Below are 24,181 nucleotides of genomic sequence, written 5' to 3' on the forward strand. Positions count from 1 at the left end.
CGTATCGTCCGTGATCTTCGACCTGCCGTCCGGTTCCCTGATCGGGACGGAAGGCAGGCAAGATGGGGGCGTGACCCTTATCGATCAGCTGCCGCCGGATGCCGACCCCGATGCCCTCTTCGAGGCTTTCTCCTCCTGGGCCGAGGGCCAGGGCATCACGCTCTATCCGGCGCAGGAGGAGGCGCTGATCGAGGTGGTGTCCGGGGCCAATGTGATTCTGTCCACCCCCACCGGCTCCGGAAAGAGCCTGGTCGCGGCGGGTGCGCACTTCACGGCGCTGGCGCAGGACAAGGTCACCTTCTACACCGCGCCGATCAAGGCGCTGGTCTCGGAGAAGTTCTTCGACCTGTGCAAGCTCTTCGGCACGGAGAACGTCGGCATGCTGACCGGCGACGCCTCCGTGAACGCCGACGCCCCGGTGATCTGCTGTACGGCCGAGGTGCTGGCCTCCATCGCGCTGCGTGACGGCAAGCACGCCGATATCGGCCAGGTCGTGATGGACGAGTTCCACTTCTACGCCGAGCCGGACCGCGGCTGGGCCTGGCAGATCCCCATCCTGGAGCTGCCGCAGGCGCAGTTCATCCTGATGTCGGCGACGCTCGGTGATGTCTCCCGCTTCGAGGAGGACCTGACCCGTCGCACGGGCCGGCCGACCTCCGTCGTACGGTCCGCGACCCGGCCGGTGCCGCTCTCGTACGAGTACCGCCTCACCCCGATCACCGAGACGCTGACCGAACTGCTGGAGACCAGGCAGGCACCGGTCTATATCGTGCACTTCACGCAGGCCGCCGCCGTCGAGCGGGCGCAGTCGCTGATGAGCATCAATATGTGCACGCGCGAGGAGAAGGACCGGATCGCCGATCTCATCGGCAACTTCCGCTTCACCACCAAGTTCGGCCGCAATCTCTCCCGCTATGTGCGCCACGGCATCGGGGTGCACCACGCGGGCATGCTGCCCAAGTACCGGCGGCTGGTGGAGAAGCTCGCCCAGGCCGGTCTGCTGAAGGTCATCTGCGGTACGGACACGCTCGGGGTCGGCGTCAACGTCCCCATCCGTACAGTGCTGTTCACCGCGCTCACCAAATACGACGGCAATCGCGTACGCACCCTGCGCGCCCGGGAGTTCCACCAGATCGCGGGCCGGGCGGGGCGGGCCGGGTTCGACACGGCGGGGCTGGTCGTCGCGCAGGCGCCGGAGCATGTCGTGGAGAACGAGAAGGCGCTCGCGAAGGCGGGCGACGATCCGAAGAAGCGCCGCAAGGTGGTGCGGAAGAAGGCCCCCGAGGGCTTTGTGGCCTGGTCGGACACCACGTTCGAGAAGCTCATCGGCTCCGATCCCGAGCCGCTGACCTCCCGCTTCCGGGTCACCCACACCATGCTGCTGTCGGTCATCGCGCGGCCGGGCAACGCCTTCGAGGCGATGCGTCATCTGCTGGAGGACAACCACGAGCCGCGCAAGCAGCAGCTGCGGCACATCCGGCGGGCCATCGCCATCTACCGCTCGCTGCTGGACGGCGGGGTGGTGGAGCAGCTGGCGACCCCCGACTCCGAGGGCCGTATCGTCCGGCTCACCGTCGATCTCCAGCAGGACTTCGCGCTCAACCAGCCGCTGTCCACCTTCGCGCTGGCCTCGTTCGAGCTGCTGGACCCCGAATCACCGTCGTACGCCCTGGACATGGTCTCCGTCGTCGAGTCCACACTCGACGATCCGCGGCAGATCCTCGCCGCCCAGCAGAACAAGGCGCGCGGCGAGGCGATCGGCGCCATGAAGGCGGACGGGATCGAGTACGAGGAGCGGATGGAGCGGCTCCAGGAGGTCACGTACCCCAAGCCGCTCGAAGAGCTGCTCGTGCACGCGTACAACACGTACCGCACGAGCCATCCGTGGGTCGGCGACCACCCGGTCTCGCCGAAGTCCGTGATCCGCGACATGTACGAACGGGCGCTGTCCTTCACCGAGTTCACGTCCCACTACGAGCTGGCCCGCACCGAGGGGATTGTGCTGCGCTATCTCGCGGGCGCGTACAAGGCCCTGGAACACACCATTCCGGACGATCTCAAGTCGGAGGACCTGGAGGATCTCACGGCCTGGCTCGGCGAGATGGTCCGGCAGGTCGACTCCAGTCTGCTCGACGAGTGGGAGCAGCTGGCCAACCCCGAGGTGGAGACCGCCGAGCAGGCGCAGGAGAAGGCCGACCAGGTCAGGCCGGTCACGGCCAACGCCCGCGCCTTCCGGGTCCTCGTACGCAACGCGATGTTCCGCCGGGTCGAGCTGGCCGCGCTGGACCATGTCCGCGAACTGGGCGAGCTGGACGCCGAGTCGGGCTGGGACGAGGACGCCTGGGGCGAGGCGATGGACGCGTACTGGGACGAGTACGAGGACCTGGGCACCGGCCCCGACGCCCGCGGGCCGAAGCTGCTCTCCATCGAGGAGGACCCGGCGCACGGCCTGTGGCGGGTCCGGCAGACCTTCGCCGACCCGAAGGGCGATCATGACTGGGGCATCAGCGCGGAGGTCGATCTCGCGGCCTCCGACGAGGAGGGTCTCGCGGTGGTGCGTGTCACGTCCGTGGGTCAGCTCTGAGAGCCGTGGATCTGCTCTGAGGCCCCTGGGTCAGCTCTGAGATTCGTACCATCGCACCGAGAACGGGAGAACACCGCGCCATGACAAACCCCGCCGAGAGACTGGTCGATCTGCTCGACCTGGAGCGGATCGAGGTCGACATCTTCCGCGGGCGCAGCCCCCAGGAGTCCCTGCAACGCGTCTTCGGCGGGCAGGTGGCGGGCCAGGCGCTGGTCGCGGCCGGCCGCACCACGGACGGTGACCGCCCGGTCAACTCGCTGCACGCGTACTTCCTGCGGCCCGGCCGCCCGGGTGTCCCGATCGTCTATCAGGTCGAACGGGTCAGGGACGGCCGGTCGTTCACCACACGCCGGGTCACCGCCGTCCAGCAGGGCCGCACGATCTTCAATCTGACGGCCTCGTTCCACCACCCCGAGGAGGGCGGCTTCGAGCACCAGCTGCCGCCCCGGCTGGACTTCCCGGACCCCGAGTCGCTCCCCACGGTCTCGGAGGAGGTACGCGAGCATCTGGGCCAACTCCCGGAACCGCTGGAGAGGATGGCCCGGCGCCAGCCTTTCGATATCCGGTATGTGGAGCGGCTGCGCTGGACGCGCGAGGAAATCAAGGACGCGGACGCGCGCAGCGCGGTCTGGATGCGCGCGGTGGGCCCGCTGGGCGACGATCCGCTGGTGCACACCTGCGCGCTGACGTACGCGAGCGATATGACGCTGCTGGACGCGGTACGCATCCCGGTGGAGCCGCTGTGGGGCCCGCGCGGCTTTGACATGGCGTCACTGGACCACGCGATGTGGTTCCACCGTCCGTTCCGCGCGGACGAGTGGTTCCTGTACGACCAGGAGTCGCCGATCGCGACGGGCGGCCGGGGGCTGGCCCGCGGCCGTATCTACGACCGTGAGGGCCGGCTGCTGGTGTCGGTGGTGCAGGAGGGGCTGTTCCGCCGCCACGACGGGCAGGGATAGCGGGCGCCACCCGGCTCAGATCCCCGGGAGCGGGTCCTGATCGGCCTCGCGTCGCCGGGTCCTGATGTCCAGTGCGGGCGGATGGAGTTTGGCGTCACAGGCGGGGCCGAGGCCGGTACGGCGCGAGGCCGTACCGGTGAGCGGCCTGCCGCACATCCCGCACCTGACCAGCCGCCGCGTGGGGTCGTCCGGTTCCGTGCCGGGCAGCCGGCCGTCGGGGAGTTCTGAGGGGCGCTGTGATTCCTGCACGGTCCCAGCTGTACCAGCCCTGCCCGCTGGGATGGTCATCCGCGGGTCCACAATGAGCTGAGAACGCCGGATACCGAGGAGATCTTGATGACTCTGTACGACATTCCGCTGAACACCCTGACCGGTGAGCCCACCTCCCTGGCCGCGTACGAGGGCAAGGCCGTGCTGCTGGTGAACGTCGCCTCCAAGTGCGGTCTCACCCCGCAGTACGCGGGCCTGGAGCGGCTCCAGCAGCAGTACGGCGACCGGGGCTTCACGGTCCTCGGCGTCCCCTGCAACCAGTTCGCGGGCCAGGAGCCCGGCACCGCGGAGGAGATCGGTACGTTCTGCTCGGCGACGTACGGGGTCACGTTCCCGCTGCTGGAGAAGACGGATGTGAACGGGGAGACCCGGCACCCGCTGTACACGGAGCTGACGAAGACGACCGACTCCGAGGGCGAGGCCGGCGATGTGCAGTGGAACTTCGAGAAGTTCCTGATCTCCCCGAAGGGCGAGGTCGTCAGCCGTATCCGGCCGCGTACGGAGCCGGAGGCGCCGGAGGTCGTCGCGGCGATCGAGGCGCAGCTGCCGGCCTGAGCCGTCGCGGCCGGGCGGGCCCGCCCGACGAAGGGCGGGCCCGCCCGGCGGTGCGTGGAATCAGCGGATCGGCACCCCCGACAGCGTGCGGGCGATCACCAGGCGCTGGATCTCGCTCGTCCCTTCGAAGATCGTGTAGATCGCGGCGTCCCGGTGCATCCGCTCCACCGGGTACTCGCGGGTGAAGCCGTTGCCGCCGAGGATCTGTACGGCCTGCGCGGTGACCTGCTTCGCCGTCTCGCTCGCGTACAGCTTGGACATGGAGCCCTCGGCCGAGGTGAACGGCTTGCCCGTGGTCGCCATCCAGGAGGCCCGCCACACCAGCAGCCGGGAGGCGTCGATCCGGGTGCGCATATCGGCCAACTGGAAGGCTATGCCCTGGTTGTCGATGATCGGGCGGCCGAACTGGCTGCGGGTCTTCGCGTAGTCGAGGGCCACCTCGTACGCCGCGCGCGCGGTGCCCACCGCCATCGCGCCGACCGCCGGGCGGGAGGCCTCGAAGGTGGCCATGGCCGCGTTCTTCACCCGCTCGCCGCCCGGTGCCTCGGCCCGCTCCCGGGCCCGCGCCAGCCGTTCGTCGAGCTTCTCCTTGCCGCCGAGCAGGCAGTGGCCCGGGATCCTGACGTCCTCCAGGACCACCTCTGCGGTGTGGGAGGCGCGGATGCCGTGCTTCTTGAACTTCTGGCCCTGGGAGAGGCCGGGGGTGCCCGGCGGGACGATGAAGGAGGCGTGGCCCTTGGAGCCCAGCTCGCCGTCGACGACGGCGACCACCACATGGACGTTGGCGATCCCGCCGTTGGTCGCCCAGGTCTTGGTGCCGTTGAGCACCCACTCGTCCTTCGCCCCGTCGTACACCGCGCGGGTGCGCATCGCGCCCACGTCGGAGCCCGCGTCGGGTTCGGAGGAGCAGAAGGCGGCGACCTTCACCTCGTCCGCGTCGCCGTACATCTGCGGAATCCAGGTGCCGATCTGCTCCTCGGTACCGTTCGCGAGGACGCCGACGGCCGCCAGGCCCGTACCGACGATCGACAGGGCGATGCCCGCGTCACCCCAGAACAGCTCCTCCATCGCCATCGGGATACCGAGGCCCGTGGGGTCGAAGAACTGCTGGGCGTAGAAGTCCAGGGAGTAGATGCCGACCTTGGCGGCCTCCTGGATGACCGGCCAAGGTGTCTCCTCACGCTCGTCCCACTCCGCGGCGGCCGGGCGGATGACATCCGCGGCGAAGCCGTGGAGCCAGTCGCGTATCTGCTTCTGGTCGTCATTGAGATCGAGCGTGAACTCGGCCATGTCCCCTCCAGCACTGCGCGACTGTTGAACCGTCGCCATTGTTACCTACGGTAACCCTAGACTGTTACCCGTAAGTAGGAAATGTCAACGGGCCATGGCCTGATCAGCGTCGATGGCGGGCAGGGTGTTACGTTGCCGGGGCGTCAGGCAATCGCAGGGGCGGGGAGACAGACCTATGGAGACCACACAGCAGGCCGAGCAGCAGCGGTCGGCGCGGGCGCGGCGGCGCCAGCTCCTGGAGGCCGCGGACCGCGTGGTGCTCAGGGACGGACCCCAAGCATCCATGAACGCCATCGCCGCCGAGGCGGGCATCACCAAACCCATTCTCTACCGTCACTTCGGCGACAAGGGCGGGCTCTACCGCGCGCTCGCCAAGCGCCACACCGACGCGCTGCTGGACGCGCTGCGGACCGCGCTGGACGCCCCCGCCGAGCGGCGCCGGCGCGTCGAGACCACGCTCGACACGTACCTCGCCGCGATCGAGGCGCGCCCCCAGGTCTACCGGTTCCTGATGCATCCGGCCGAGGACGCGCAACTGCCCGAGCAGGGCTTCGACGTCGGCCGCCACTCCGCGCCGCTGCTGCGCCGACTCGGCGAGGAACTCGCCAAGGTCATAGAGGAGCGGGTCGACCTCGGCCCCGACAGCGAGCAGCTCTCCCGGGTCTGGGGCCATGGCATCGTCGGCATGATGCACGGCGCGGGTGACTGGTGGCTCGGGGAACGGCCCTGTTCGCGGGAGCAGTTGGTGCGCAGCCTGGCGGATCTGCTGTGGGGGCGGCTGGCCGATGTGAGCGACCGTGCGGGCGGCCCCGGCTTCTGAGGGGCCGCGGGAGCGCGCCGCGAGCCACGTAAGCGCCACGCGTGCGCCGGGCGCTACGAGCCGGTGGCCCAGGGCGCCTTGCGCGCGGCCCGCAGCGCCCTGGCACGCCGCCATCCGGAGAGCCGGTCGGGATAGACCAGCCCCTCCAGATGGTCGCTCTCGTGCTGGAGACAGCGCGCGAAGAACCCCGACCCCTCGATCCGCGCCGGCGCGCCGTCCTGTGTGACGCCCTCCGCCACGGCGTGGTCGTACCGCTCCATGCCGGCCTCAAGGCCGGGCAGCGAGAGACAGCCCTCGGGGCCGCGCAGCACGATCCCGTCCGCCTCGGTCAGCCGCGGATTGACGAGGTGTCCGAGATGGCGGATGTCCTCGTCGTCCGGGCAGTCGAAGACGAACACCCGGAGCGGTACGCCGATCTGGTTGGCGGCGAGCCCGACCCCCCGGGCGGCGTACATCGTCGCGAAGAGATCCTCGATCAGTTCCGCGAGCGCGGGACCGAAGTCGGTGACGGGTTCGCAGGGGGTGTGCAGCACGGGATCACCGAGCATTCGCATGGCTCGTACTCGCCCGGTGCTGCCGGGGATCGGACGGTTTCGCATGACGGTCAGGGTACGGTCCGTGGTAACCCCCGCCTTCTGCCCGGTGCCGCGGTTCGGGCCCCTGGCCGGATCTCGATAGGCTGACCCACGGACCGACGCAAGGAGGATCAAGGCGATGTCAGGCAACACGGACCCGCTGACGCCGCGGGCCAAGCTGGCCGTGACGGCGGGCAAGGCCGCGGCGGCGGTGTCGCGCGCCGCCGGCCGCGGCAGCGGATCGGTGATCGGCGGGAAGGTCGCGCTCAGACTCGACCCCGATCTGCTGGGACGGCTGGCGCAGCATCTCGACGTCATCCTCGTGTCGGCGACCAACGGCAAGACCACCACGACGCGGCTGATCGCCGAGGCGCTGCGGGCCGCGGGGCCCGTCGTCTCCAACGCGCTCGGCGCCAATATGCCGGCCGGTATCACCTCGGCCCTCGCGGGTGGTTCGGACGCCAAGTACGGCGTGATCGAGGTCGACGAGAAGTATCTCGCCGGGGTGGCACGGGACACGACGCCCAAGGCGATCGCCCTGCTCAATCTCTCCCGCGACCAGCTCGACCGCGCCGCGGAGACCCGGATGCTCGCCGAGAAGTGGCGCGAGGGCCTGGCCGGTACGAAGGCCGTCGTCATCGCCAACGCCGACGACCCGCTGATCGTCTGGGCCGCCTCTTCCTCACCCAATGTGGTCTGGGTCGCGGCGGGACAGGAGTGGAAGGACGACGCCTGGTCCTGCCCCGCCTGCGGCGGTGTGATGCAGCGCCCCGGCGACGACTGGTACTGCGGTGAGTGCGGATTCCGCAGACCGCCGCCGAGCTGGGCGCTGCACGGCGACCATGTCCTCGACCCGCACGGCTCGGCCTGGCCGATCCACCTCCAGCTGCCCGGCCGCGCGAACAAGGCGAACGCAGCCACCTCCGCCGCCGTCGCGGCGACCTTCGGGGTGCCGCCGCAGGTGGCGCTGGAGCGGATGTACCAGGTGCAGGCCGTGGCAGGCCGGTACGACGTGGTGTCGTTCCTCGGCCGCGATCTGCGGCTGCTGCTCGCGAAGAACCCGGCGGGCTGGCTGGAGACCTTCTCCCTCATCGATCCGCCGCCGACCCCGGTCATCCTCGCCGTCAACGCCCGTGGCGCGGACGGCACGGACACCTCCTGGCTCTGGGACGTCGACTACACCCGGCTGAGGGGCCACCCGATCTTCGTCCTCGGGGACCGGAAGCTGGACCTCGCGGTACGCCTCGAAGTCGCCGGTCTCGACTTCCGGGTCTGTGAGACCCCGGACGAGGCCGTGCAGATGGCGCCGCCCGGACGGATCGAGGCGATCGCCAACTACACCTCGTTCCAGGACCTGCGCCGCCGCGTGGGCAACTGACCCGGTGCCGGCAAACCTGACCCCTCGGAACCCTGAAGGACGAGCGAGAATGAGCGACAACAGCCTGCGCCTGGTGTGGATCTACCCCGACCTGCTGAGCACCTACGGGGACCAGGGCAACGCCCTGGTGGTGGAGCGCCGGGCCCACCAGCGCCGTCTGAACGTCACCCGCGTCGATGTACGCAGCGACCAGCCGGTGCCGACCTCGGGCGACATCTATCTGATCGGCGGCGGTGAGGACCGGCCGCAGCGGCTGGCCGCGGAGCGGCTGCGCCGCGACGGCGGGCTCAGCCGGGCCGTCTCGAACGGCGCGATCGTGTTCTCGGTCTGCGCCGGCTACCAGATCCTCGGGCACGAGTTCGTCAACGATCTGGGCGAGCGCGAGGCCGGCCTCGGGCTGCTCGATGTGGTCTCCACCCGTGGTGAGGGCGAGCGGTGTGTCGGTGACGTACTGGCCGACATCGATCCGCAGCTGAACCTGCCGCAGCTGACGGGGTTCGAGAACCACCAGGGCATCACGCACCTGGGTCCGACGGCCCGGCCGTTCGCGCGGGTACGGCTCGGCGGCGGCAACGGCACGGGCGACGGCACGGAGGGCGCGTACAACGGGACCGTCTTCGGTACGTACATGCACGGTCCGGTGATGGCCCGCAATCCGCAGATCGCGGACCTGCTGCTGAAGCTGGCCCTCGATGTGAACGCGCTGCCGCCGACCGACGACCGCTGGTACGAGGCGCTGCGCGCCGAGCGGGTCGCCGCGGCGACCCAGCCCGCCTGACGGACGCCGCTCCGAGGACTGAGGCCCCCCGCCCCCGGCCCAGGGCCTGTCCGGCGGATCTTCGGGCCCGCGAAGATCCGCCGGACAGGCCCTAGCCACCGACGAGGCCGCCGGCGGGGCCTGTCCAGCAGGCGGACGCCGGGTTTCGGTCCCGCCACCGCCCGCCGGTAGGGTGGCGGCGACCTGGCCGGACGATGGGGTCCGGCCGTCGGCCCACGAAGCGAAGGTATTGCGGGCAATGCGAATTGGTGTGCTCACCTCAGGCGGCGACTGCCCCGGCCTCAACGCCGTGATCAGGTCCGTCGTACACCGCGCCGTCGTCGACCACGGCGACGAGGTGATCGGGTTCCATGACGGCTGGAAGGGCCTCCTGGAGTGCGACTACCGCAAGCTCGACCTGGACGCCGTCGCCGGCATCCTCGCCCGCGGCGGCACGATCCTGGGCTCGTCCCGGGTGCAGCCCGCGCATCTGCGGGACGGGGTGGAGCGCGCCCGGGGGCATGTGGCCGACCTGGGTATCGACGCGATCATCCCGATCGGCGGCGAGGGCACCCTCAAGGCCGCCCATCTGCTCTCCGAGGCCGGGCTGCCGATCGTCGGCGTACCGAAGACCATCGACAACGACATCGCCTCGACCGATGTGACCTTCGGCTTCGACACGGCCGTCGGGGTCGCCACCGAGGCGCTGGACCGGCTGAAGACCACCGCCGAGTCCCACCAGCGCGTGCTGATCGTCGAGGTCATGGGCCGGCACACCGGCTGGATCGCCCTGCACTCCGGGATGGCCGCGGGCGCCCACGCCATCGTCGTACCCGAGCGGCCCTTCGACATCGGCGAGTTGACCGAGCTGGTCGGCAAGCGCTTCTCGGCGGGCAAGCGGTTCGCGATCGTGGTGGTCGCGGAGGGCGCGAAGCCGCGCGAGGGCTCGATGGAGTTCGATGTGGGCGGCAAGGACATCTACGGCCACGAGCGCTTCGCGGGCGTGGCCCGGCAGCTCTCGATCGAACTGGAGGAGCGGCTCGGCAAGGAGGCCAGGCCGGTGATACTCGGCCATGTCCAGCGCGGTGGCACCCCCACGGCGTACGACCGGGTCCTGGCCACCCGCTTCGGCTGGCACGCCGTCGAGGCCGCGCACCGCGGCGAGTTCGGGATGCTGACGGCGCTGCGCGGCACGGACATCGTGATGGTGCCGCTGGGCGAGGCCGTCGAGACGCTCAAGACGGTGCCCGCCGAGCGGTACGCCGAGGCGGAGTGCGTGCTCTGAACCGCGAGGAACCGCGGTGATCCACGAGGAACCGCCCCCGGTCGCGGCCGCGACCGGGGGCGGTTCTAGTCTGGTGCGGACAATCGATACGAATCCGGGAGCGGACGGATGGATCACAGCGGGCACGGCATGACCATGGATCTGCCGCCGTTCACGCTGAGCCGGGCGCTGGAGTTCTCCCCGGACCTCTTCTTCCTCATCGGCTGTGTGCTGGCACTGGTCCTGTACGGCGGGGGCGTCCTGCGGCTGCGGCGGCGGGGCGACAGCTGGCCGGTGGGCCGCACCGTCGCGTTCGTCCTCGGTGTGCTGACCGTCGCGCTGGTGATGTGCACCAAGCTGAACGACTACGGCATGGTCATGTTCAGCGTGCATATGGTCCAGCACATGATCATCAGCATGGTCTCGCCGATCCTGCTGCTGCTCGGCGCGCCGGTCACGCTGGCGCTGCGCGCGCTGCCGGTCGCTGGGCGGGGCCGCAAGGGCCCGCGCGAGCTGCTGCTGGCCCTGCTGCACAGCCGCTACGTACGGATCGTCACGCACCCCGCCTTCACCATCCCGCTCTTCATCGCGAGCCTGTACGGGCTGTACTTCACGCCCCTCTTCGACTTCCTGATGGAGTCCAAGACCGGGCACATCGCGATGATGGTGCACTTCCTCGCGGTCGGCCTGGTGTTCTTCTGGCCGATCATGGGCGTCGACCCGGGCCCGCACCGGCCCGGTTATGTGATGCGGATGCTGGAGCTCTTCGCCGGCATGCCGTTCCACGCGTTCTTCGGGATCGCGCTGATGATGGCGAGCGAGCCGATGGTCGACGCGTACCGCACCCCCCCGGCCTCGCTCGGGATCGACGCGCTGAGCGATCAGAACGCGGCGGGCGGTATCGCCTGGGCGTTCAGCGAGATCCCGTCCGTGCTGGTCCTGATCGCGCTGGTCTTCCAGTGGTACCGCTCGGAGCAGCGGCAGGCGAAGCGCTCGGACCGGGCCGCCGACCGGGACGGTGACAAGGAACTCGCCGCGTACAACGCCTATCTGGCCTCACTCCAGGCCCGGGGGCAGTAGCGCGAACCCCTGGTCCCGGGCGACGATGGGCGTCATGGCCCGGCCAGGAGGAGGACGCACATGTCCGGATCCACCAAGACCATGGGTGTGGTGACCGTCGGCGCGCTGGTCGTCGTGACGGGCTACACCGCGGCGCTCGGCAGTAACGGCTGGCTGTGGTTCGGCTGGGTGGTGCTGGCGCTGATCACGATCGGTATGGCCGCCTCGCGGGGGCACTGAGGCACGTCGCGCAACCCTTGGGTTGCACTATCGAGGGAGCAGTGCAACCATCGAGTTGCACGTTGGTTCCGATCTGCGGAAGGTTCCCCTCATGTCCACATCAGATGACCGCATCGAACGGGAGATCACCATCGCGGCGCCCAGGGAACGCGTCTGGGCGGTGCTGACAGAACCGGAGCATGTCGGGAAGTGGTTCGGCCAGGGGCAGCCCGCCCCGATCGACCTGCGGCCGGGCGGCATCATGCACCTGGACCACGGCCAGTACGGCCAGTTCCCGACGACGATCGTGAAGGTCGATCCGCCGCACTACTTCTCGTACCGCTGGGCCAGCGCGTACCCCGGCCAGGTGGCCGAGGAGGGCAACTCGACCCTCGTGGAGTTCACGCTCACCCCGGAGGGCGACGGAACCAGGCTGCGTGTGGTCGAGACCGGCTTCGCCGATATCGTGATCCCGGAGGACAGGAAGGACGTCGCATCGAAGGAGAGCCACACGGGTGGCTGGACGGACATGGTCGTCAACATCCGGGATTACGTGGAGCGACTCGACGCATGACGGCAGAAGCCGACCGGGACACCGTGGCGGAGGTCCTGTCCGCGCTGGCGGATCCGACCCGGCGCCGGATACTCGACGCCCTCGCCGCGCACGGCGAGGCGACCGCCACGGTACTGGCCGGGGAACTGCCGGTCAGCCGCCAGGCGATCGTCAAACACCTCGCGGTCCTCGACCGGGCCGGTCTGGTCGCCGCGCACCGGGCGGGCCGCGAGGCGCGGTACGTGGTGCGCCCGGCGCGGCTCAGTGTCACCGCCCGGTGGATGGACCGGGTCGCCGCGGACTGGGACTCCCGGCTCTCGGCGATCAAGCGCCTCGCCGAGGACGCGTCCGACGCCTAGGTCCTGTCCGGTCGATCTTCGCGGATCAGGCCGCGGCGTCTGGCGCACTACGTTCGCTGCGCTCTCTTCGTCTCGGCGCCTTGATTCCTCCTTCGGATGCCGAGCGGCGATCGCAAGGCGGAGGGTCTCCCCAGTACTGGACGGGATTCGGTGACTCGGAGCGCGGGCTTCCGGTTCACGCTGGGGGTCGCGCCCGCCGCCTCCTTGGCTCCGTCCGTGGAGCCCTTGAGCGAGTTCAGGATGGCCATGCCCTGGCCCACCAGACCCGCCGCCATGTCGTTGACGCCGTCGGTGCCGTTCAGGACGGTGAGGTTCGCTCCCGACATGCCCCGGGAAGCCGCGTCGGCCAGCGCCGGCAGGTTCTCCACGATGCGGTTGGCCGCGATGAGTTCCTGGTTGCCGTCCTTCAGGGAGGCCGCGCGGGCGGTGTTCGCGTCGGCCTGGGCCTGGGCGAGCGCGCGCTCGCTGTACGCGTTGCCGTCCGCCTCGAACTTCGCCCGGTCACGCGCCGCTTCCGCGAGCGTCCGCTGCCGGTACGCCTCGGCGTCCGCCGGACGCCGGACCTCGGCCTCCAGCCGCTGCGCGGCCAGTCGCGCCTGACGCTCCGCCAGGGCCGTCTGCTGCTCGATGGTGTCCTGCGAGGACCTGGCCTCGGCCAGCGGTCCCGCCTGCGCGGCGCGCGCCTTGACCTGCTCCGTCTCGGCGAGGAAGCCGGCCCGCTTGATCGCGGTGTCCCGTTCGTACTCGGCCTTGAGCGCGGCGGCCTGCTGCTCGCGTTCGGAGGCTTCCTGGTCCGCCTTGGCCTGGGCGATACGCGCCTGGCTCGCGACGGCGGCGGCGTGCGGGGCCGCCAGGTTGTTGATGTAGCCGGTCGTGTCCTCGATCTCCTGGATCTGGAGGGCGTCCACGACGATGCCGAGCTTCTCCATCTCGCTGTGGCTGCCCTGCTTGACCTCCTGGGCCACCCGGTCGCGCTCGCGGATGATCTGCTCCACGGTCAGTCCGCCGACGATGGAGCGCAGGTGGCCTGCGAAGATCCGGCCGACCAGCTCTTCCATGTGTTCCTGTTCCGTCAGGAAGCGCCGGGCCGCGTTGGCGATCGACACGGCGTCGTCGCCGACCTTGAACACGGATACCGCGCGGACCCTGAGCCGGATGCCCTGCTGGGTCACACAGTCCTCGACGATCTCCGCCTCCCGCAGCGCGAGTGACAGCATGCGGGCCTTCTGTTTGATGGGCATGACGAAACTGCCGTGCCCGGTGACGATCCGGAACTGTGTGTCCTGTGCCTGGCGTTTGGAACCGGATATGAGCATCGCCTCGTTGGGCGCGGGAACATGCCAGAACAGCATGGGGAACTCCTGTCGAACTGCCTGCTTCTCTGTGTTCAGGAAGGGGTTCAGGACGGAAAGGGCTCCACGATCACCGAACGCGCCGAGATCGACTCGACGACGATCACCCGGAGGTTTCTGCCGATCGGGTGGTCCGCCCAGGCCGCGTAGGCCTCGGATCCGCCCCGTACGGACACCAGCACCTCGCCGGGACCATCGGCCGGGATCGGTACGGTAACCCTGCCGATCGCGCCGACAGGGCTCTGCGCGGAGTCATCTGCCACGGACATACGTCGTTGCTCCACCCGTCTCCCTCGTGGCGGCGCGCCGGGCCCCCGGCGGACGGGATCGTCGCTCCACGGTCTCCGTGGGCCCGCGTCCGTACGGTCACCGGATCAGTCGCGATCATGGCGATCACGCTCCTGGAGGGCCGCGCCTCCGACCTCGTCCATCATCGAGGACGCCCCCGGCAGAGCGGCCGACGGCGACATACCCTCGATCTCTTCACAGTACTCCGGAGGGGGTCCCGGGAGCATGGCCGGCACGGAGGGCGGCCAGCACCAGCGCGCGGTTGTCGGGGGCCGTGGTGCCGTCGGGGAGGGCCGTACCGTCCTCGAATCCGATCCGGATCTGGTGGCCGTCGGCCAGGGCGGCGCGGAGCACCGGCCAGACCGTGGCGTCCTCGCCGTGGTAGAGCAGCGGGCAGCCGACACCCGCGGCCCGGACGGCGGCGGCCATGGCCCTGGCGTGGGCCACCGCCGTGTCCGGGTCCGGGTCCATCGGCTCGATCAGGATCCGTTCGTTCCGGTGGAGCGTCGGGGAGGCCAGCAGCGCCGGGACATCGGCCATGCTCCATACCGCGCTCTCCAGGCGCATACCCCGCGCCACCACCAGAGCGGCCGTTTCGGCGGCGCCCTCCTCGCTGAAGGCGACCGAGGCGAAGTCCGGCAGCACCTCCCACGCCTTGACCAGGGCGAACCGCTCGTCGGGCGAGGAGCAGGTCCACAGCCCGGTGGTCGTGCCGAGCACCGCGCCCGGGGCCGCCGCGCGCACCTCGCGCAGGACCTCGGCGAGGGCGTCGGGGCGGATGGTCTGGCCGCCCCGCTCGTCCCTGACGTGGAGATGGACCACATCGGCTCCGGCGGCGACGACCGCCGCGGTGTCGGCGGCTATCTCCGCGGCCGTGATCGGGACGCCGGGGTGCTCGGACGTGCTGCGTCCACCGTTGACGGCGGCTTTCAGGAACACGGTGGTCCTTTCGAAGGGGGGTGCGGTGCTCGATGGGTGGTGTGTGGGGGGCGCGGGGTGCGTCAGTGGGCCGACAGCCTCTCGACCACCTCCGTCGCGCCGGTCAGCGCACCGAGCGGTCTGCCCCTCCACAGGTCCGCGATCAGCTCCGGCTCCTCCGCGTCGTCGGCGAGCGCCTCGTCCAGTACGGCGGCCAGCCGCCCGGCGGGGGCGACGAGCAGTCCGTTGCCGTCCCCGAGGACGAGATCACCGGCGCGCACGGAGACTCCGCCGCAGGTGACGGGGGTGTTCAGCGCGCCGTCGGCGATGCCGTGCAGCTTGGTGGTGAGCATCGACAGGCCGTACGCGTAAACGGGCAGGCCGACCGCCCGCAGCGCGTCGATGTCCGTACAGACCCCGTCCACCACCGCGCCCACCGCGCCGCGCGCGGCCAGCGCGTTGGCGACCACCTCGCCGAGCGGCGCGTGTCTGCGGTCGCCACCGCAGTCGATCACCACCACATCGCCGGGCCCCACGAGCCCGGCGGCGTGGTGCAGCAGTGTGGAGTCGGTGGCGGTGATCCGTACGGTGACCGCGCGGCCGATCAGCTTGCGCTCGCCGGCGACGCGGTGCAGTCGCGGATCGCAGAAGCCCTCCTCCAAGTAGTGGCCCAGGGTGGGGAAGTCGAGCCGCGCCAGCCGTTCGAGGAGTGCGGGGTCCACGGGGGCGGGGAAGTCGTGCAGGGTGACGGGCACGGCGGATTCACCTCGGTCCGATGATGATGCGGCGGTTGCGCAGGACGGGGAGCACGGTGCGGGCGGTGTCGATCCGGTCCTTGTCGATGTCGACCACGAACAGCGCCCTGCGCTCCTCGCCGAGCGCGGCCCTGACCACGCCGAGCGGGTCGACGGCCATGCTCATCCCGATGCAGTCGGGGGTGGTGAGCGAGGAGGCCACGACCCAGCAGGTGTTCTCGATGGCCCGGCCGCGCAGCAGTGTCGTCCAGTGGTCCTCCTTCAGCGGGCCCCGGACCCAGGCCGCCGAGACCGACAGCAGATCGGCCCCCATCTCCACCAGGGACCTGGTGAATTCGGGGAAGCGCAGGTCGTAGCAGTTGACCAGACCGACATTGAACGCGCCGATGCGGATGACGCAGGGCCCGGCATCGCCGCGCTGGACCTCCCGGGACTCCTTGTAGTCGAAGGCGTCGTAGAGGTGCATCTTCCGGTAGCTGCCCAGCGGTTGGCCGCCGGAGTCCAGGGCGACAAGGGTGTTGTACGGCAGAGACTCACCGCTGTCCTCGTAGCCGCCGGCGATGATGGCGACCCCGTGGGCGGCGGCGAGGCCGGCCAGTGTGTCCAGGAAACGCGGCCAGTGCGCGGCGGCGGCTTCCCGCAGGGACGCCACGGCCTCCGAGGGAATCATGGACTCCTCGGGGAATACGGCGAGTTCGGCACCCGCCGCCGCGGCCTCGCGGACCATCTCCTCGATGACCGCGAGATTGCCGACGGCGTCGGCGGTCGGGGCGAACTGGGCTACGGCGACCTTCACGGCCGTATCTCCTTGCTGTGCTGGTACGTGGGGGTGGACTTCCGCGCGCGGAGCGGGCCGTTCGACGGGCTGCTCGACGGGCCGCTCAAGGAGGTGTTCATTCGGCCAGCACCCGCGAGCGCTCCGGGTCCCAGCCGGCCCACACCTGCTCACCGACGGGCAGTTCGGCGCGGCCGGCGCCGCCCGCCTCGGCCAGCAGCTCGCTGCCGTCGGCCAGGGTGAGGTGGTAGCGGGTGGCGTTGCCCAGATACACGGTCTGCTGGAGGGTCGCGGGAAGGGCCACCCCGCCGGGCGGCAGTGTGTCCGCGGTGCGGGCGACCGTCACGTTCTCGGGCCGTACGGCGAGATGGGCCTGTGCCCCGTCGGGCAGCGCGTGCCCGGGGACCGGGACGGTGCCCAGGCCGGCCACGGCCAGCCCGTCCGTACCGAGCCGGCCGGTGAGGAAGGTGGACGTGCCGATGAAGTCGGCGACGAAGCGGGTGGCGGGACGCTCGTAGATCGCCTCGGGGGTGTCCACCTGGAGCACCCGTCCGCCGTCCATCACCGCGATGCGGTCGGACATCGTCAGGGCCTCCTCCTGATCGTGAGTGACCGTCACGAATGTGACCCCGACCTCGCGTTGCAGCTTCTTCAGCTCCAACTGCATCTCGGCGCGCAGCTTCTGGTCGAGCGCGCCGAGCGGTTCGTCGAGCAGCAGCAGCGAGGGTCGTCCGATCAGCGCCCTGGCGATCGCCACGCGCTGCTTCTGGCCGCCCGACAGCCCGGCGACGGCGCGGTCGCCGTAACCGTCGAGACGTACCAGCGCCAGGGCATCACGCACGGCGCCGGGGATGGCGGACCGGGGGTGTTTGCGGACCTTCAGTTCGAAGGCGACGTTGTCGTACACGCTCAGATGCGGGAAGAGGGCGTAGCTCTGGAAGAGCATATTGAGGTCCCGCTTGTGCGGCGGGACGCCGGTGGCGTGGACGCCGCCCAGCTCGACGGTGCCCTCGCTGGGCGTCTCGAAGCCGGTGATCATCCGCATCAGGGTGGTCTTGCCGCAGCCGGAGGGGCCGAGGATCGAGAAGAACTCGTTCTGCCGGATGTCCAGGGTGACGTCCTTGACGGCGTACGCCGGGCCGAACGCCTTGCCGATCCCGGTCAGCCGGACGGCGGGGGCGGGGGCCGCGGCGGAAGCGGGCACGGAGGCGGGGGCGGGAGCTGATGTCATGTCAGGACGCCTTGATCTTCGTCCAGCCCTGCTGGAAGTACTGCATGGCGGTGCCGGGGTCGAGCAGGAAGTCCGACTTCGCTATGGCCGAGTCCGGGGCGTAGATGGCCGGGTTCTCCAGGGCCGCGGTGTCCTTGATGTGCTTGCGGGCCGCCTGGTTGGTGCTGGCCGAGGAGCCGTCGTCGGTCGCCAGTGCCGCCACCTCCGGGCGCAGCAGGTAGTTGATGAACGCGTACGCGGAGGTGGTGTTCTTGGCGTTCTTGGTGACGGCCAGACCGTCGGTCCAGATGGAGCCGCCCTCGGACGGGATCACGTAGTGCACATGCGGGTTGGACTGCACGACCTTCGCCATGGCGGTACCGCTCCACGCCTCGGCCGCGCACGCCTGGCCGGTGGAGAGCAACTGAGCGTAGTTGGTGGAGTTGTAGCCCGCGAGGATCTTCTTCTGCTTCTGGAGGGCGGCGGTGGCGGTGGCGATCTCGTCCTTGTCGGTGCTGGTCGCCCGGTAGCCGCTGACCTGGAGTCCGGCGATGTAGGAGGCCAGCATGTTGTCGAGCATGTACAGCTTGCCCTTGTACTTCGGGTCGAAGAGGGTCTTCCAGCTCGTCGCGGACGGGATACACGTGTCGTTGTACGCGAAGCCGGTGGTGCCCCAGATCCACGGGACGCTGTACTGGTTGCCCTTGTCGTAGCCGGGGTCGCGGAACTTGGGTGCGAGGTTGGACAGGCCCTTGATCTTCGAGTGGTCGAGCTTCTGGATCAGCTGCTGGCCGATGAGCTGCTGGACGGTGTACTGGCTGGGCTCGACGAGGTCGTACGCGGAGGCGCCGGAGCTGAGCTTGGCGGTCATCGTCTCGTTGCTGTCGAAGGTGTCGACGGTGACCTTGATGCCCGTCTCCTTCTCGAAGCCCTTGACCACGGTGTCCGGGATCTCACCGGCCCATGCGTAGATGTTGAGGGTCTTGCCGCCGCCCGAGGAGGAACCGGCGGCGGTGCCGGCCGAGCCGCCGCAGGCGGTGGCGAGCAGCGCGGTGGCGGTGAGGACGGCGGTCGTCAGGAGGGCTCTGGAGGCGGTGCTTCTGCGCATGACGGGCCTTTCGGAGAACGGGCCTGCGGGGTACGGGACTTCGGCGTACGAGGGAGTCCGAGGGGTGTGAGAGAGGTGTGAGAGGGGTGTGAGGGCTACGGGCGGTCACTGCGGCGTACGGTCGCCGCCGAGGAGCACACGGCGCATCTGGCGGAGTCCGACGCCCAGGATGATCAGGAAGGTGAACAGGACGAGCAGGGTGCCCAGCGCGTTGATCTCGGGTGTGAGACCGACCTTGAGCAGGGAGTAGACGCGCAGCGGCAGTGTGGTGGTGCCGACACCGTTGGTGAAGGTCGACATCACGATGTTGCCGAAGGAGATGGTGAAGCAGAGCAGCCAGGCGGCCAGCAGGGCCTGCCGCAGCAGTGGCAGTGTCACCCTGCGGAATGCCTGCCAGGTGTTGCAGCCGAGATCGGTCGCGGCCTCCTCCAGTGCGGGGTCGAGGGCGCCGTGCGCGCCGAGGATGATCAGCGCCGCGTACGGGAGGGTCACCACGAGATGGCCCAGCACCAGCGTGGTCAGGCCCAGGCCGGCGTGCAGGCTGCCGAAGACCGACAGCAGCGCGACCCCCAGCACGATCTCGGGGATGACCAGCGGCAGGAAGAGCCCGCCGGAGAACACCGCCCGCCACCGGGGACGCAGCCGGGCCATCCCCATGGCGGCCAGCAGTCCGCAGCCGGTGGCCAGCGTCGCCGACAGCAGGGCCACCTCGGCGCTGACCCGGAGGGCGTCCAGCAGTTCGGTGTCCCGCGCCAGCTCCCCGTACCAACGCGTGGTGAAGCCGGCCCACTTGTAGGTGATGTCGGAGTCGTTGAAGGACAGGACGACGACGACCACGATCGGCACGTACAGGAAGGCGATGACGCCCCGCGCCAGCCAGGCGGTGACGGTGTCGAGAGCGGACTTCATGCCGTCTTCCTCCTCAGGCGCCTGGCGGCCGTACCGAACACCGCGAGGGAGACCAGCATCAGGACCAGCAGGACGACGGAGGCGGCGGCGCCCATCGGCTGGTTACGGAACTCGGTGTAGAGCGTCACGATCAAATTGCCGACCAGCTGGTTCTTGCCACCGCCGAGCAGCACCGGAATGACGAAGACACCGAGCGTCGGGATGAACGTCAGCAGCGCGGCGGCCAGCAGCCCCGGCCTGGCGATGGGCAGCAGCACCTTGGTGTGCACCCGCCACCAGCCGCAGCCGAGATCCCTGGCGGCCTCGCCGAGCGCCGGATCGACCCCGCGCAGCGACGCGTAGACCGGGAAGACCGCCGTCGGCAGGAAGGCGTAGACGAGGCCCACGAACGAGGCTCCCTGGCTGGGGATCCACTGGGCGGGCCCGTGGGTGAGCCCGACCGCGTCCGTGAGGCTGTTCACCGGGCCGCCGGGGCTCAGCAGATTGATCCAGGCGAAGGTGCGTACCAGGAAATCGGTCCAGAACGGCACGATGATCAGCAGAAGCAGCAGCATCTGGCGCTGAGGCGCTCTGCTGACCAGGTAGTACGCGACCACATAGCCGAGCAGCAGACAGACCGCCGCGTTGAGGGCCGCCATGCCGAGGCTGTAGCCGAAGACCTTCAGATAGACCGGGTCGAACAGGCTCCGGTAGTTCGCGAGGGTGAAGCCGCCCTTGGTCCCGCCGTAGAGGTCCGGCGTCGCGAAGCTGTCCCGGACCACCAGGAGCAGCGGTACGAGTACCAGGCCGGCCACGGTCAGTCCGGCGGGTGCCAGCAGGGCCGCGGTGAGGAATCCTCGGCGGGCCCCCGCGCCGGCGGGGGGTGGTGCGGTCATGCGCTGGCCTCCCGGACGTACTCGGCTTGTCCGGGTGTCAGGTGCCCGGGTGGGGAACAGCCTCGGGCCGGGGGCACCGCTCTGAACAGGTGGGACGACATCGGATCGAGTGGAAACCGGTGGTTGATTCCGCGAATATCGCAGCCGGCCGGCCGTGGTGATCCGTGGTGACGGAACGGACATCCCCGCGCAACGTGAGCGGGGAGATGATGGGGGAACGGGGCGCGCCCCCGTACCCGCCCGGAGGACAGGAGCCGAGTTCTGATGATCGACGACTTGGACCGGCAGATCATCGACCAGCTACGGGTCGACGGGCGCCGGTCCTTCGGTGAGATCGGCCGTTCGATCGGCCTGTCCGAGGCGTCCGTACGGGCCCGTTTCGGGCGGTTGCAGCGCCAGGGAGTGGTGCAGGTCGTCGGGATGACGGACTCGGTGAAGCTCGGCGAGATGGAGGTGCACCTCGCCGTCCGGGTGCACCACATGCCCGTCGCGCTGGTCGCCCGTGAGCTGTCCCGGATGCCGGAGGTGCGCTATGTCGCCTCCTGCGTCGGCCCGTACGACCTGATCGCGGACGTACGCTGCCGGGACCTCGGGCATCTCGCCGAGCTCCTCACCGAGCGGGTACGGCGCGTCAACGGCGTCGCCCACGCCGAGGCGCTGACCGTGCTGGAGGTCATCAAGGACAGCTATCTGTGGGCGGGTTTCCGTGAGCTGCCCGCGGCGCCGGGAGAGCGGATCATTCCGCCGTGACGCCCTGCCCCACCGCGCTGGCGAGTCCGCTCCACGAGTAGTCCTTGAAGAGTTCGAGCAGCAGCAGGACCTGCACCTCGGAGACGCCGGGCAGCATACGGATGTCGTCCAGCAGCTGCACGAGCTGCGCCTGGTCCCGGCAGGTCCCCTCCAGGAAGATGTCCTGGCTGCCCGCGCACAGCGCGACATGGTTGATCATCGGCAGATCCGCCAGGCTCTTCGCCACGGCGCGGGGCGTCAGATCGCGCACCCTGATCATCAGCCGTACGGACTGATGGCCGAGGGTCAGCGGATTGCACAGCGCCACGATCCGCAGCGCCCCGCTCTCCTGGAGCCGGGTGACGCGCTGGCGCACCGTGGCCTCCGAGGTGCCCAGCTCCCGGGCGACCGCGGTGTAGGGCGTACGGCCGTTCCGCGTGAGGATCCGCATGATCCCGCGGTCGAGGTCATCGATCACCTCGGCACCTCCCGGCCGCCTATACCCACCCGTAACCCTTATTTCAGGGTACCGGCGCGGGTACGCGGATCTCCCGGCGGGGAGCCGGAGCCGGGGGCGGCAACCTTTTGTGCGCGGGCGGCGACCAGGGGACACAGGGACAGACACCCCCCACCCCTCTGGAGGACTCGTGCGGTTCAGAGCCGGCACGTACGCAGCACGTTCGGGATCCCCGCCACGGCCATTACGCCCCCGGGGCCCCTTCCGCGGAGGGATGCCGCTGAGCGTGCTCGCGGTGTCCGGCGCGGTCCTCGCCGGGCTGATGACGGCGCCGACGCCGAGCGTGGCACAGCCCGGTGAGCGGGCGGTGGCGGCCGCGGCGCGGCTGGAGCGGCTCGACCGCGGCCTGGTCAGTGTGCACACGGGCAATGACAACCTGGTCAGCTGGCGCTGGCTGGCGACCGACGCGGACAACGTGTCCTTCAACCTCTACCGGGGTTCCGTCAAGGTCAACACCGAGCCGATCACCACCACGAACTATCTGCACAAGGACGCCCCCAACTCCGCGGACTACACGGTGCGCGCGCTCGTGAACGGCGCGGAGCAGCCCGCCTCGCCCAGCGCGGTCCAGTTCCGCTCCGGCTATCTCGACGTACCGATCTCCGTCCCGGCGGCGGGAGCGGACTACACGTACGAGGCCAACGACGCCTCGGTCGGCGATCTCGACGGGGACGGCGACCTCGATCTCGTCCTGAAGTGGCAGCCCACCAACGCCAAGGACAACTCCCAGTCCGGGGTCACCGGCAATACGATCCTGGACGGCTACACGCTCCAGGGCCAGCGGCTGTGGCGGATCGATCTGGGCCGCAACATCCGCTCCGGCGCGCACTACACGCAGTTCCAGGTCTTCGACTACGACGGCGACGGCCGGGCCGAGGTCGCCATGAAGACCGCCGACGGCACCGTCGACGGCACGGGAAAGGCGATCGGCGACGCCTCCGCCGACTACCGTAATTCCAGCGGGTATGTGCTCGAAGGGCCCGAGTTCCTGACGGTGTTCGACGGGCGGACGGGCGCCGCGCGGAGCACGGTCGACTACGTCCCGCCACGCGGCTCCGTCGCCTCCTGGGGCGATTCGTACGGCAACCGCGTGGACCGCTTCCTGGCCGGGACCGCCTATCTGGACGGAACCAATCCGTCCCTGATCATGGCGCGGGGCTACTACACCCGTACGGTGATCTCCGCCTGGGACTTCAACGGCGGTCAGCTCACCCGCCGATGGACGTTCGACACCAACAGCTCCACCAACAGCGGCAAGGGCTACGACGGTCAGGGCAACCACGCCCTCACGGTCGGCGATGTGGACGGCGACGGCAGGGACGAGATCGTGTACGGCTCGATGGCCGTGGACGACAACGGCTCCGGTCTGTGGACGACGCGCAACGGCCACGGCGACGCGGCCCACCTCGGCGATCTCGACCCGTCCCGCCCGGGCCTTGAGTACTTCAAGGTGGACGAGGACGCGTCGAAGCCCTCGTCGTACTTCGCCGACGCCAGGACCGGCCAGGTGCTGTGGCAGACCGCGCCGGGCGGTGACAACGGCCGCGGGGTGGCCGGGGACATCTGGGCGGGCAACGACGGCGCGGAGATGTGGTCGGCGGCCGACGGTTCGATCCGTGACGAGGCCGGCGCCACCAAGGGCCGTAAGCCGTCCTCGGCCAACTTCCTGTCGTGGTGGGACGGCGATCCGGTGCGCGAACTGCTCGACGGCACCCACATCGACAAGTACGGCCCGTCGTCCGACACCCGGCTGCTGACCGGTTCGGGGGTGCACTCCAACAACGGCACCAAGGCCACCCCGTCGCTCTCCGGCGACATCCTCGGCGACTGGCGCGAGGAGGTCATCTGGCCCACCACCGACAACACGGCGCTGCGCATCTACTCCACACCGCATCCGACCGACCGGAAGATCACCACACTGCTGCACGACCGGATGTACCGGACGGCGCTGGCCTGGCAGAACACCGCCTACAACCAGCCGCCACACCCCAGTTTCTTCATCGGCGACAAGATGCCCACGCCTCCCAGACCGGCCATCAGCACGCCGTGAATCGACAACCCGTGAATCCGCGGTCCACACCGTTCACTCGACCAAAGGAGCGC

The 24,181-nt window shown here is 69.9% G+C and carries 26 protein-coding genes; 13 read left to right on the top strand and 13 right to left on the bottom strand.

Going from position 1 to position 24,181, the window contains the following annotated elements:
- Positions 1 to 10 precede the first annotated feature (10 nt).
- Entirely contained in the window at positions 11 to 2,584 is a 2,574-nt protein-coding gene (locus IF11_RS0102810) for a DEAD/DEAH box helicase (protein WP_078490365.1), read from the top strand.
- A gap of 80 nt (positions 2,585 to 2,664) precedes the next feature.
- Entirely contained in the window at positions 2,665 to 3,543 is an 879-nt protein-coding gene (locus IF11_RS0102815) for an acyl-CoA thioesterase (protein ID WP_030349768.1), read from the top strand.
- A gap of 15 nt (positions 3,544 to 3,558) precedes the next feature.
- On the opposite strand, the gene IF11_RS36320 is transcribed toward IF11_RS0102815, so the two are convergent.
- Complete coding sequence (locus IF11_RS36320; protein WP_051745443.1) at positions 3,559 to 3,750, bottom strand: DUF6011 domain-containing protein; 192 nt, start codon at positions 3,748 to 3,750, stop codon at positions 3,559 to 3,561.
- A gap of 129 nt (positions 3,751 to 3,879) precedes the next feature.
- Between IF11_RS36320 and IF11_RS0102825 the strand changes: the two genes are divergently transcribed.
- Complete coding sequence (locus tag IF11_RS0102825; RefSeq protein WP_030349769.1) at positions 3,880 to 4,368, top strand: glutathione peroxidase; 489 nt, start codon at positions 3,880 to 3,882, stop codon at positions 4,366 to 4,368.
- 60 nt (positions 4,369 to 4,428) lie between these two features.
- Here IF11_RS0102825 and IF11_RS0102830 read toward each other — a convergent pair whose 3' ends face one another.
- A complete protein-coding gene (locus tag IF11_RS0102830; RefSeq protein ID WP_030349770.1) occupies positions 4,429 to 5,658 on the bottom strand; it encodes an acyl-CoA dehydrogenase family protein in 1,230 nt (409 codons plus the stop codon).
- A 175-nt stretch (positions 5,659 to 5,833) separates the two neighbouring features.
- Here IF11_RS0102830 and IF11_RS0102835 point away from each other — a divergent pair, with 175 nt between their 5' ends.
- Positions 5,834 to 6,478 (top strand): TetR/AcrR family transcriptional regulator, encoded by a 645-nt coding sequence (locus IF11_RS0102835; RefSeq protein ID WP_030349771.1) that lies wholly within the window; start codon positions 5,834 to 5,836, stop codon positions 6,476 to 6,478.
- A gap of 53 nt (positions 6,479 to 6,531) precedes the next feature.
- Here IF11_RS0102835 and def read toward each other — a convergent pair whose 3' ends face one another.
- Entirely contained in the window at positions 6,532 to 7,077 is a 546-nt protein-coding gene (gene def, locus IF11_RS0102840; protein WP_030349772.1) for a peptide deformylase, read from the bottom strand.
- 115 nt (positions 7,078 to 7,192) lie between these two features.
- On the opposite strand from def, the gene IF11_RS0102845 reads away from it, so the two are divergent.
- The 7 genes from IF11_RS0102845 to IF11_RS0102875 all read left to right on the top strand — a co-directional run bounded on the left by IF11_RS0102845 (position 7,193) and on the right by IF11_RS0102875 (position 12,642).
- Positions 7,193 to 8,431: a MurT ligase domain-containing protein gene (locus IF11_RS0102845; RefSeq protein ID WP_030349773.1), complete on the top strand. Its 1,239-nt coding sequence runs from the start codon at positions 7,193 to 7,195 to the stop codon at positions 8,429 to 8,431.
- Positions 8,432 to 8,480: 49 nt separating this feature from the next.
- A complete protein-coding gene (locus tag IF11_RS0102850) occupies positions 8,481 to 9,209 on the top strand; it encodes a type 1 glutamine amidotransferase (RefSeq protein WP_030349774.1) in 729 nt (242 codons plus the stop codon).
- Positions 9,210 to 9,447: 238 nt separating this feature from the next.
- On the top strand, positions 9,448 to 10,473 hold the full coding sequence (locus tag IF11_RS0102855) for a 6-phosphofructokinase (RefSeq protein WP_030349775.1): 1,026 nt from the start codon (positions 9,448 to 9,450) through the stop codon (positions 10,471 to 10,473).
- Between the two features lie 108 nt (positions 10,474 to 10,581).
- A complete protein-coding gene (locus tag IF11_RS0102860; RefSeq protein WP_030349776.1) occupies positions 10,582 to 11,532 on the top strand; it encodes a cytochrome c oxidase assembly protein in 951 nt (316 codons plus the stop codon).
- A gap of 60 nt (positions 11,533 to 11,592) precedes the next feature.
- The gene (locus IF11_RS41200; RefSeq protein ID WP_030349777.1) at positions 11,593 to 11,751 is read left to right on the top strand and encodes a hypothetical protein; all 159 of its coding nucleotides are present in this window, start codon (positions 11,593 to 11,595) and stop codon (positions 11,749 to 11,751) included.
- Between the two features lie 91 nt (positions 11,752 to 11,842).
- Positions 11,843 to 12,304, top strand: a complete 462-nt coding sequence (locus tag IF11_RS0102870) for an SRPBCC family protein (RefSeq protein WP_030349778.1) — start codon at positions 11,843 to 11,845, stop codon at positions 12,302 to 12,304.
- Positions 12,301 to 12,642, top strand: a complete 342-nt coding sequence (locus IF11_RS0102875; RefSeq protein WP_030349779.1) for an ArsR/SmtB family transcription factor — start codon at positions 12,301 to 12,303, stop codon at positions 12,640 to 12,642. Before IF11_RS0102870 ends, IF11_RS0102875 begins: the two co-directional genes overlap by 4 nt.
- Positions 12,643 to 12,689: 47 nt before the next feature.
- On the opposite strand, the gene IF11_RS0102880 is transcribed toward IF11_RS0102875, so the two are convergent.
- The 9 genes from IF11_RS0102880 to IF11_RS0102920 all read right to left on the bottom strand — a co-directional run bounded on the left by IF11_RS0102880 (position 12,690) and on the right by IF11_RS0102920 (position 20,832).
- Entirely contained in the window at positions 12,690 to 13,994 is a 1,305-nt protein-coding gene (locus tag IF11_RS0102880) for an SPFH domain-containing protein (RefSeq protein ID WP_078490366.1), read from the bottom strand.
- A 47-nt stretch (positions 13,995 to 14,041) separates the two neighbouring features.
- Positions 14,042 to 14,263 (bottom strand): hypothetical protein, encoded by a 222-nt coding sequence (locus IF11_RS0102885; protein ID WP_030349781.1) that lies wholly within the window; start codon positions 14,261 to 14,263, stop codon positions 14,042 to 14,044.
- 214 nt (positions 14,264 to 14,477) lie between these two features.
- Positions 14,478 to 15,221, bottom strand: coding sequence for a 3-keto-5-aminohexanoate cleavage protein (locus tag IF11_RS0102890; RefSeq protein ID WP_030349782.1), 744 nt, complete (start codon positions 15,219 to 15,221; stop codon positions 14,478 to 14,480).
- Positions 15,222 to 15,283: 62 nt separating this feature from the next.
- On the bottom strand, positions 15,284 to 15,955 hold the full coding sequence (locus tag IF11_RS0102895) for an RraA family protein (protein ID WP_051745398.1): 672 nt from the start codon (positions 15,953 to 15,955) through the stop codon (positions 15,284 to 15,286).
- Between the two features lie 7 nt (positions 15,956 to 15,962).
- Positions 15,963 to 16,751: a carbon-nitrogen hydrolase family protein gene (locus tag IF11_RS0102900; protein ID WP_030349784.1), complete on the bottom strand. Its 789-nt coding sequence runs from the start codon at positions 16,749 to 16,751 to the stop codon at positions 15,963 to 15,965.
- 97 nt (positions 16,752 to 16,848) lie between these two features.
- Positions 16,849 to 17,961 (bottom strand): ABC transporter ATP-binding protein, encoded by a 1,113-nt coding sequence (locus IF11_RS0102905; RefSeq protein ID WP_030349785.1) that lies wholly within the window; start codon positions 17,959 to 17,961, stop codon positions 16,849 to 16,851.
- 1 nt (position 17,962) lies between these two features.
- A complete protein-coding gene (locus IF11_RS0102910; RefSeq protein ID WP_030349786.1) occupies positions 17,963 to 19,048 on the bottom strand; it encodes an ABC transporter substrate-binding protein in 1,086 nt (361 codons plus the stop codon).
- A 105-nt stretch (positions 19,049 to 19,153) separates the two neighbouring features.
- Positions 19,154 to 19,957, bottom strand: a complete 804-nt coding sequence (locus IF11_RS0102915; protein ID WP_030349787.1) for an ABC transporter permease — start codon at positions 19,955 to 19,957, stop codon at positions 19,154 to 19,156.
- Positions 19,954 to 20,832 (bottom strand): ABC transporter permease, encoded by an 879-nt coding sequence (locus tag IF11_RS0102920; protein WP_030349788.1) that lies wholly within the window; start codon positions 20,830 to 20,832, stop codon positions 19,954 to 19,956. The genes IF11_RS0102915 and IF11_RS0102920 overlap by 4 nt, the downstream gene beginning before the upstream one ends.
- Before the next feature lie 264 nt (positions 20,833 to 21,096).
- Between IF11_RS0102920 and IF11_RS0102925 the strand changes: the two genes are divergently transcribed.
- Entirely contained in the window at positions 21,097 to 21,582 is a 486-nt protein-coding gene (locus IF11_RS0102925) for an Lrp/AsnC family transcriptional regulator (RefSeq protein WP_206300588.1), read from the top strand.
- Here IF11_RS0102925 and IF11_RS0102930 read toward each other — a convergent pair.
- On the bottom strand, positions 21,569 to 22,039 hold the full coding sequence (locus IF11_RS0102930) for an Lrp/AsnC family transcriptional regulator (protein ID WP_037726818.1): 471 nt from the start codon (positions 22,037 to 22,039) through the stop codon (positions 21,569 to 21,571). The two genes, IF11_RS0102925 and IF11_RS0102930, sit on opposite strands and share 14 nt — an antisense overlap.
- Positions 22,040 to 22,292: 253 nt before the next feature.
- Between IF11_RS0102930 and IF11_RS0102935 the strand changes: the two genes are divergently transcribed.
- Positions 22,293 to 24,128 (top strand): rhamnogalacturonan lyase, encoded by a 1,836-nt coding sequence (locus tag IF11_RS0102935; RefSeq protein WP_030349791.1) that lies wholly within the window; start codon positions 22,293 to 22,295, stop codon positions 24,126 to 24,128.
- Positions 24,129 to 24,181: the final 53 nt, after the last annotated feature.

The organism is Streptomyces scopuliridis RB72, from assembly GCF_000718095.1.
Taxonomy (GTDB): Bacteria; Actinomycetota; Actinomycetes; order Streptomycetales; family Streptomycetaceae; genus Streptomyces; species Streptomyces scopuliridis.

What these genes read in the sequence shown, in the direction of transcription:
- IF11_RS41200 (WP_030349777.1), top strand. Translation starts at nt 11,593, where the DNA reads ATGTCCGGATCCACCAAGACCATGGGTGTGGTGACCGTCGGCGCGCTG.
- IF11_RS0102835 (WP_030349771.1), top strand. Translation starts at nt 5,834, where the DNA reads ATGGAGACCACACAGCAGGCCGAGCAGCAGCGGTCGGCGCGGGCGCGG.
- IF11_RS0102830 (WP_030349770.1), bottom strand. Translation starts at nt 5,658, where the DNA reads ATGGCCGAGTTCACGCTCGATCTCAATGACGACCAGAAGCAGATACGC.
- IF11_RS0102885 (WP_030349781.1), bottom strand. Translation starts at nt 14,263, where the DNA reads ATGTCCGTGGCAGATGACTCCGCGCAGAGCCCTGTCGGCGCGATCGGC.
- IF11_RS0102910 (WP_030349786.1), bottom strand. Translation starts at nt 19,048, where the DNA reads ATGCGCAGAAGCACCGCCTCCAGAGCCCTCCTGACGACCGCCGTCCTC.
- IF11_RS0102920 (WP_030349788.1), bottom strand. Translation starts at nt 20,832, where the DNA reads ATGACCGCACCACCCCCCGCCGGCGCGGGGGCCCGCCGAGGATTCCTC.
- IF11_RS0102860 (WP_030349776.1), top strand. Translation starts at nt 10,582, where the DNA reads ATGGATCACAGCGGGCACGGCATGACCATGGATCTGCCGCCGTTCACG.
- IF11_RS0102855 (WP_030349775.1), top strand. Translation starts at nt 9,448, where the DNA reads ATGCGAATTGGTGTGCTCACCTCAGGCGGCGACTGCCCCGGCCTCAAC.
- IF11_RS0102880 (WP_078490366.1), bottom strand. Translation starts at nt 13,994, where the DNA reads ATGCTGTTCTGGCATGTTCCCGCGCCCAACGAGGCGATGCTCATATCC.
- IF11_RS0102850 (WP_030349774.1), top strand. Translation starts at nt 8,481, where the DNA reads ATGAGCGACAACAGCCTGCGCCTGGTGTGGATCTACCCCGACCTGCTG.
- IF11_RS0102845 (WP_030349773.1), top strand. Translation starts at nt 7,193, where the DNA reads ATGTCAGGCAACACGGACCCGCTGACGCCGCGGGCCAAGCTGGCCGTG.
- IF11_RS0102905 (WP_030349785.1), bottom strand. Translation starts at nt 17,961, where the DNA reads ATGACATCAGCTCCCGCCCCCGCCTCCGTGCCCGCTTCCGCCGCGGCC.
- IF11_RS0102935 (WP_030349791.1), top strand. Translation starts at nt 22,293, where the DNA reads ATGCCGCTGAGCGTGCTCGCGGTGTCCGGCGCGGTCCTCGCCGGGCTG.
- IF11_RS0102825 (WP_030349769.1), top strand. Translation starts at nt 3,880, where the DNA reads ATGACTCTGTACGACATTCCGCTGAACACCCTGACCGGTGAGCCCACC.
- IF11_RS0102815 (WP_030349768.1), top strand. Translation starts at nt 2,665, where the DNA reads ATGACAAACCCCGCCGAGAGACTGGTCGATCTGCTCGACCTGGAGCGG.
- IF11_RS0102870 (WP_030349778.1), top strand. Translation starts at nt 11,843, where the DNA reads ATGTCCACATCAGATGACCGCATCGAACGGGAGATCACCATCGCGGCG.
- def (WP_030349772.1), bottom strand. Translation starts at nt 7,077, where the DNA reads ATGCGAAACCGTCCGATCCCCGGCAGCACCGGGCGAGTACGAGCCATG.
- IF11_RS0102925 (WP_206300588.1), top strand. Translation starts at nt 21,097, where the DNA reads ATGATCGACGACTTGGACCGGCAGATCATCGACCAGCTACGGGTCGAC.
- IF11_RS0102875 (WP_030349779.1), top strand. Translation starts at nt 12,301, where the DNA reads ATGACGGCAGAAGCCGACCGGGACACCGTGGCGGAGGTCCTGTCCGCG.
- IF11_RS0102915 (WP_030349787.1), bottom strand. Translation starts at nt 19,957, where the DNA reads ATGAAGTCCGCTCTCGACACCGTCACCGCCTGGCTGGCGCGGGGCGTC.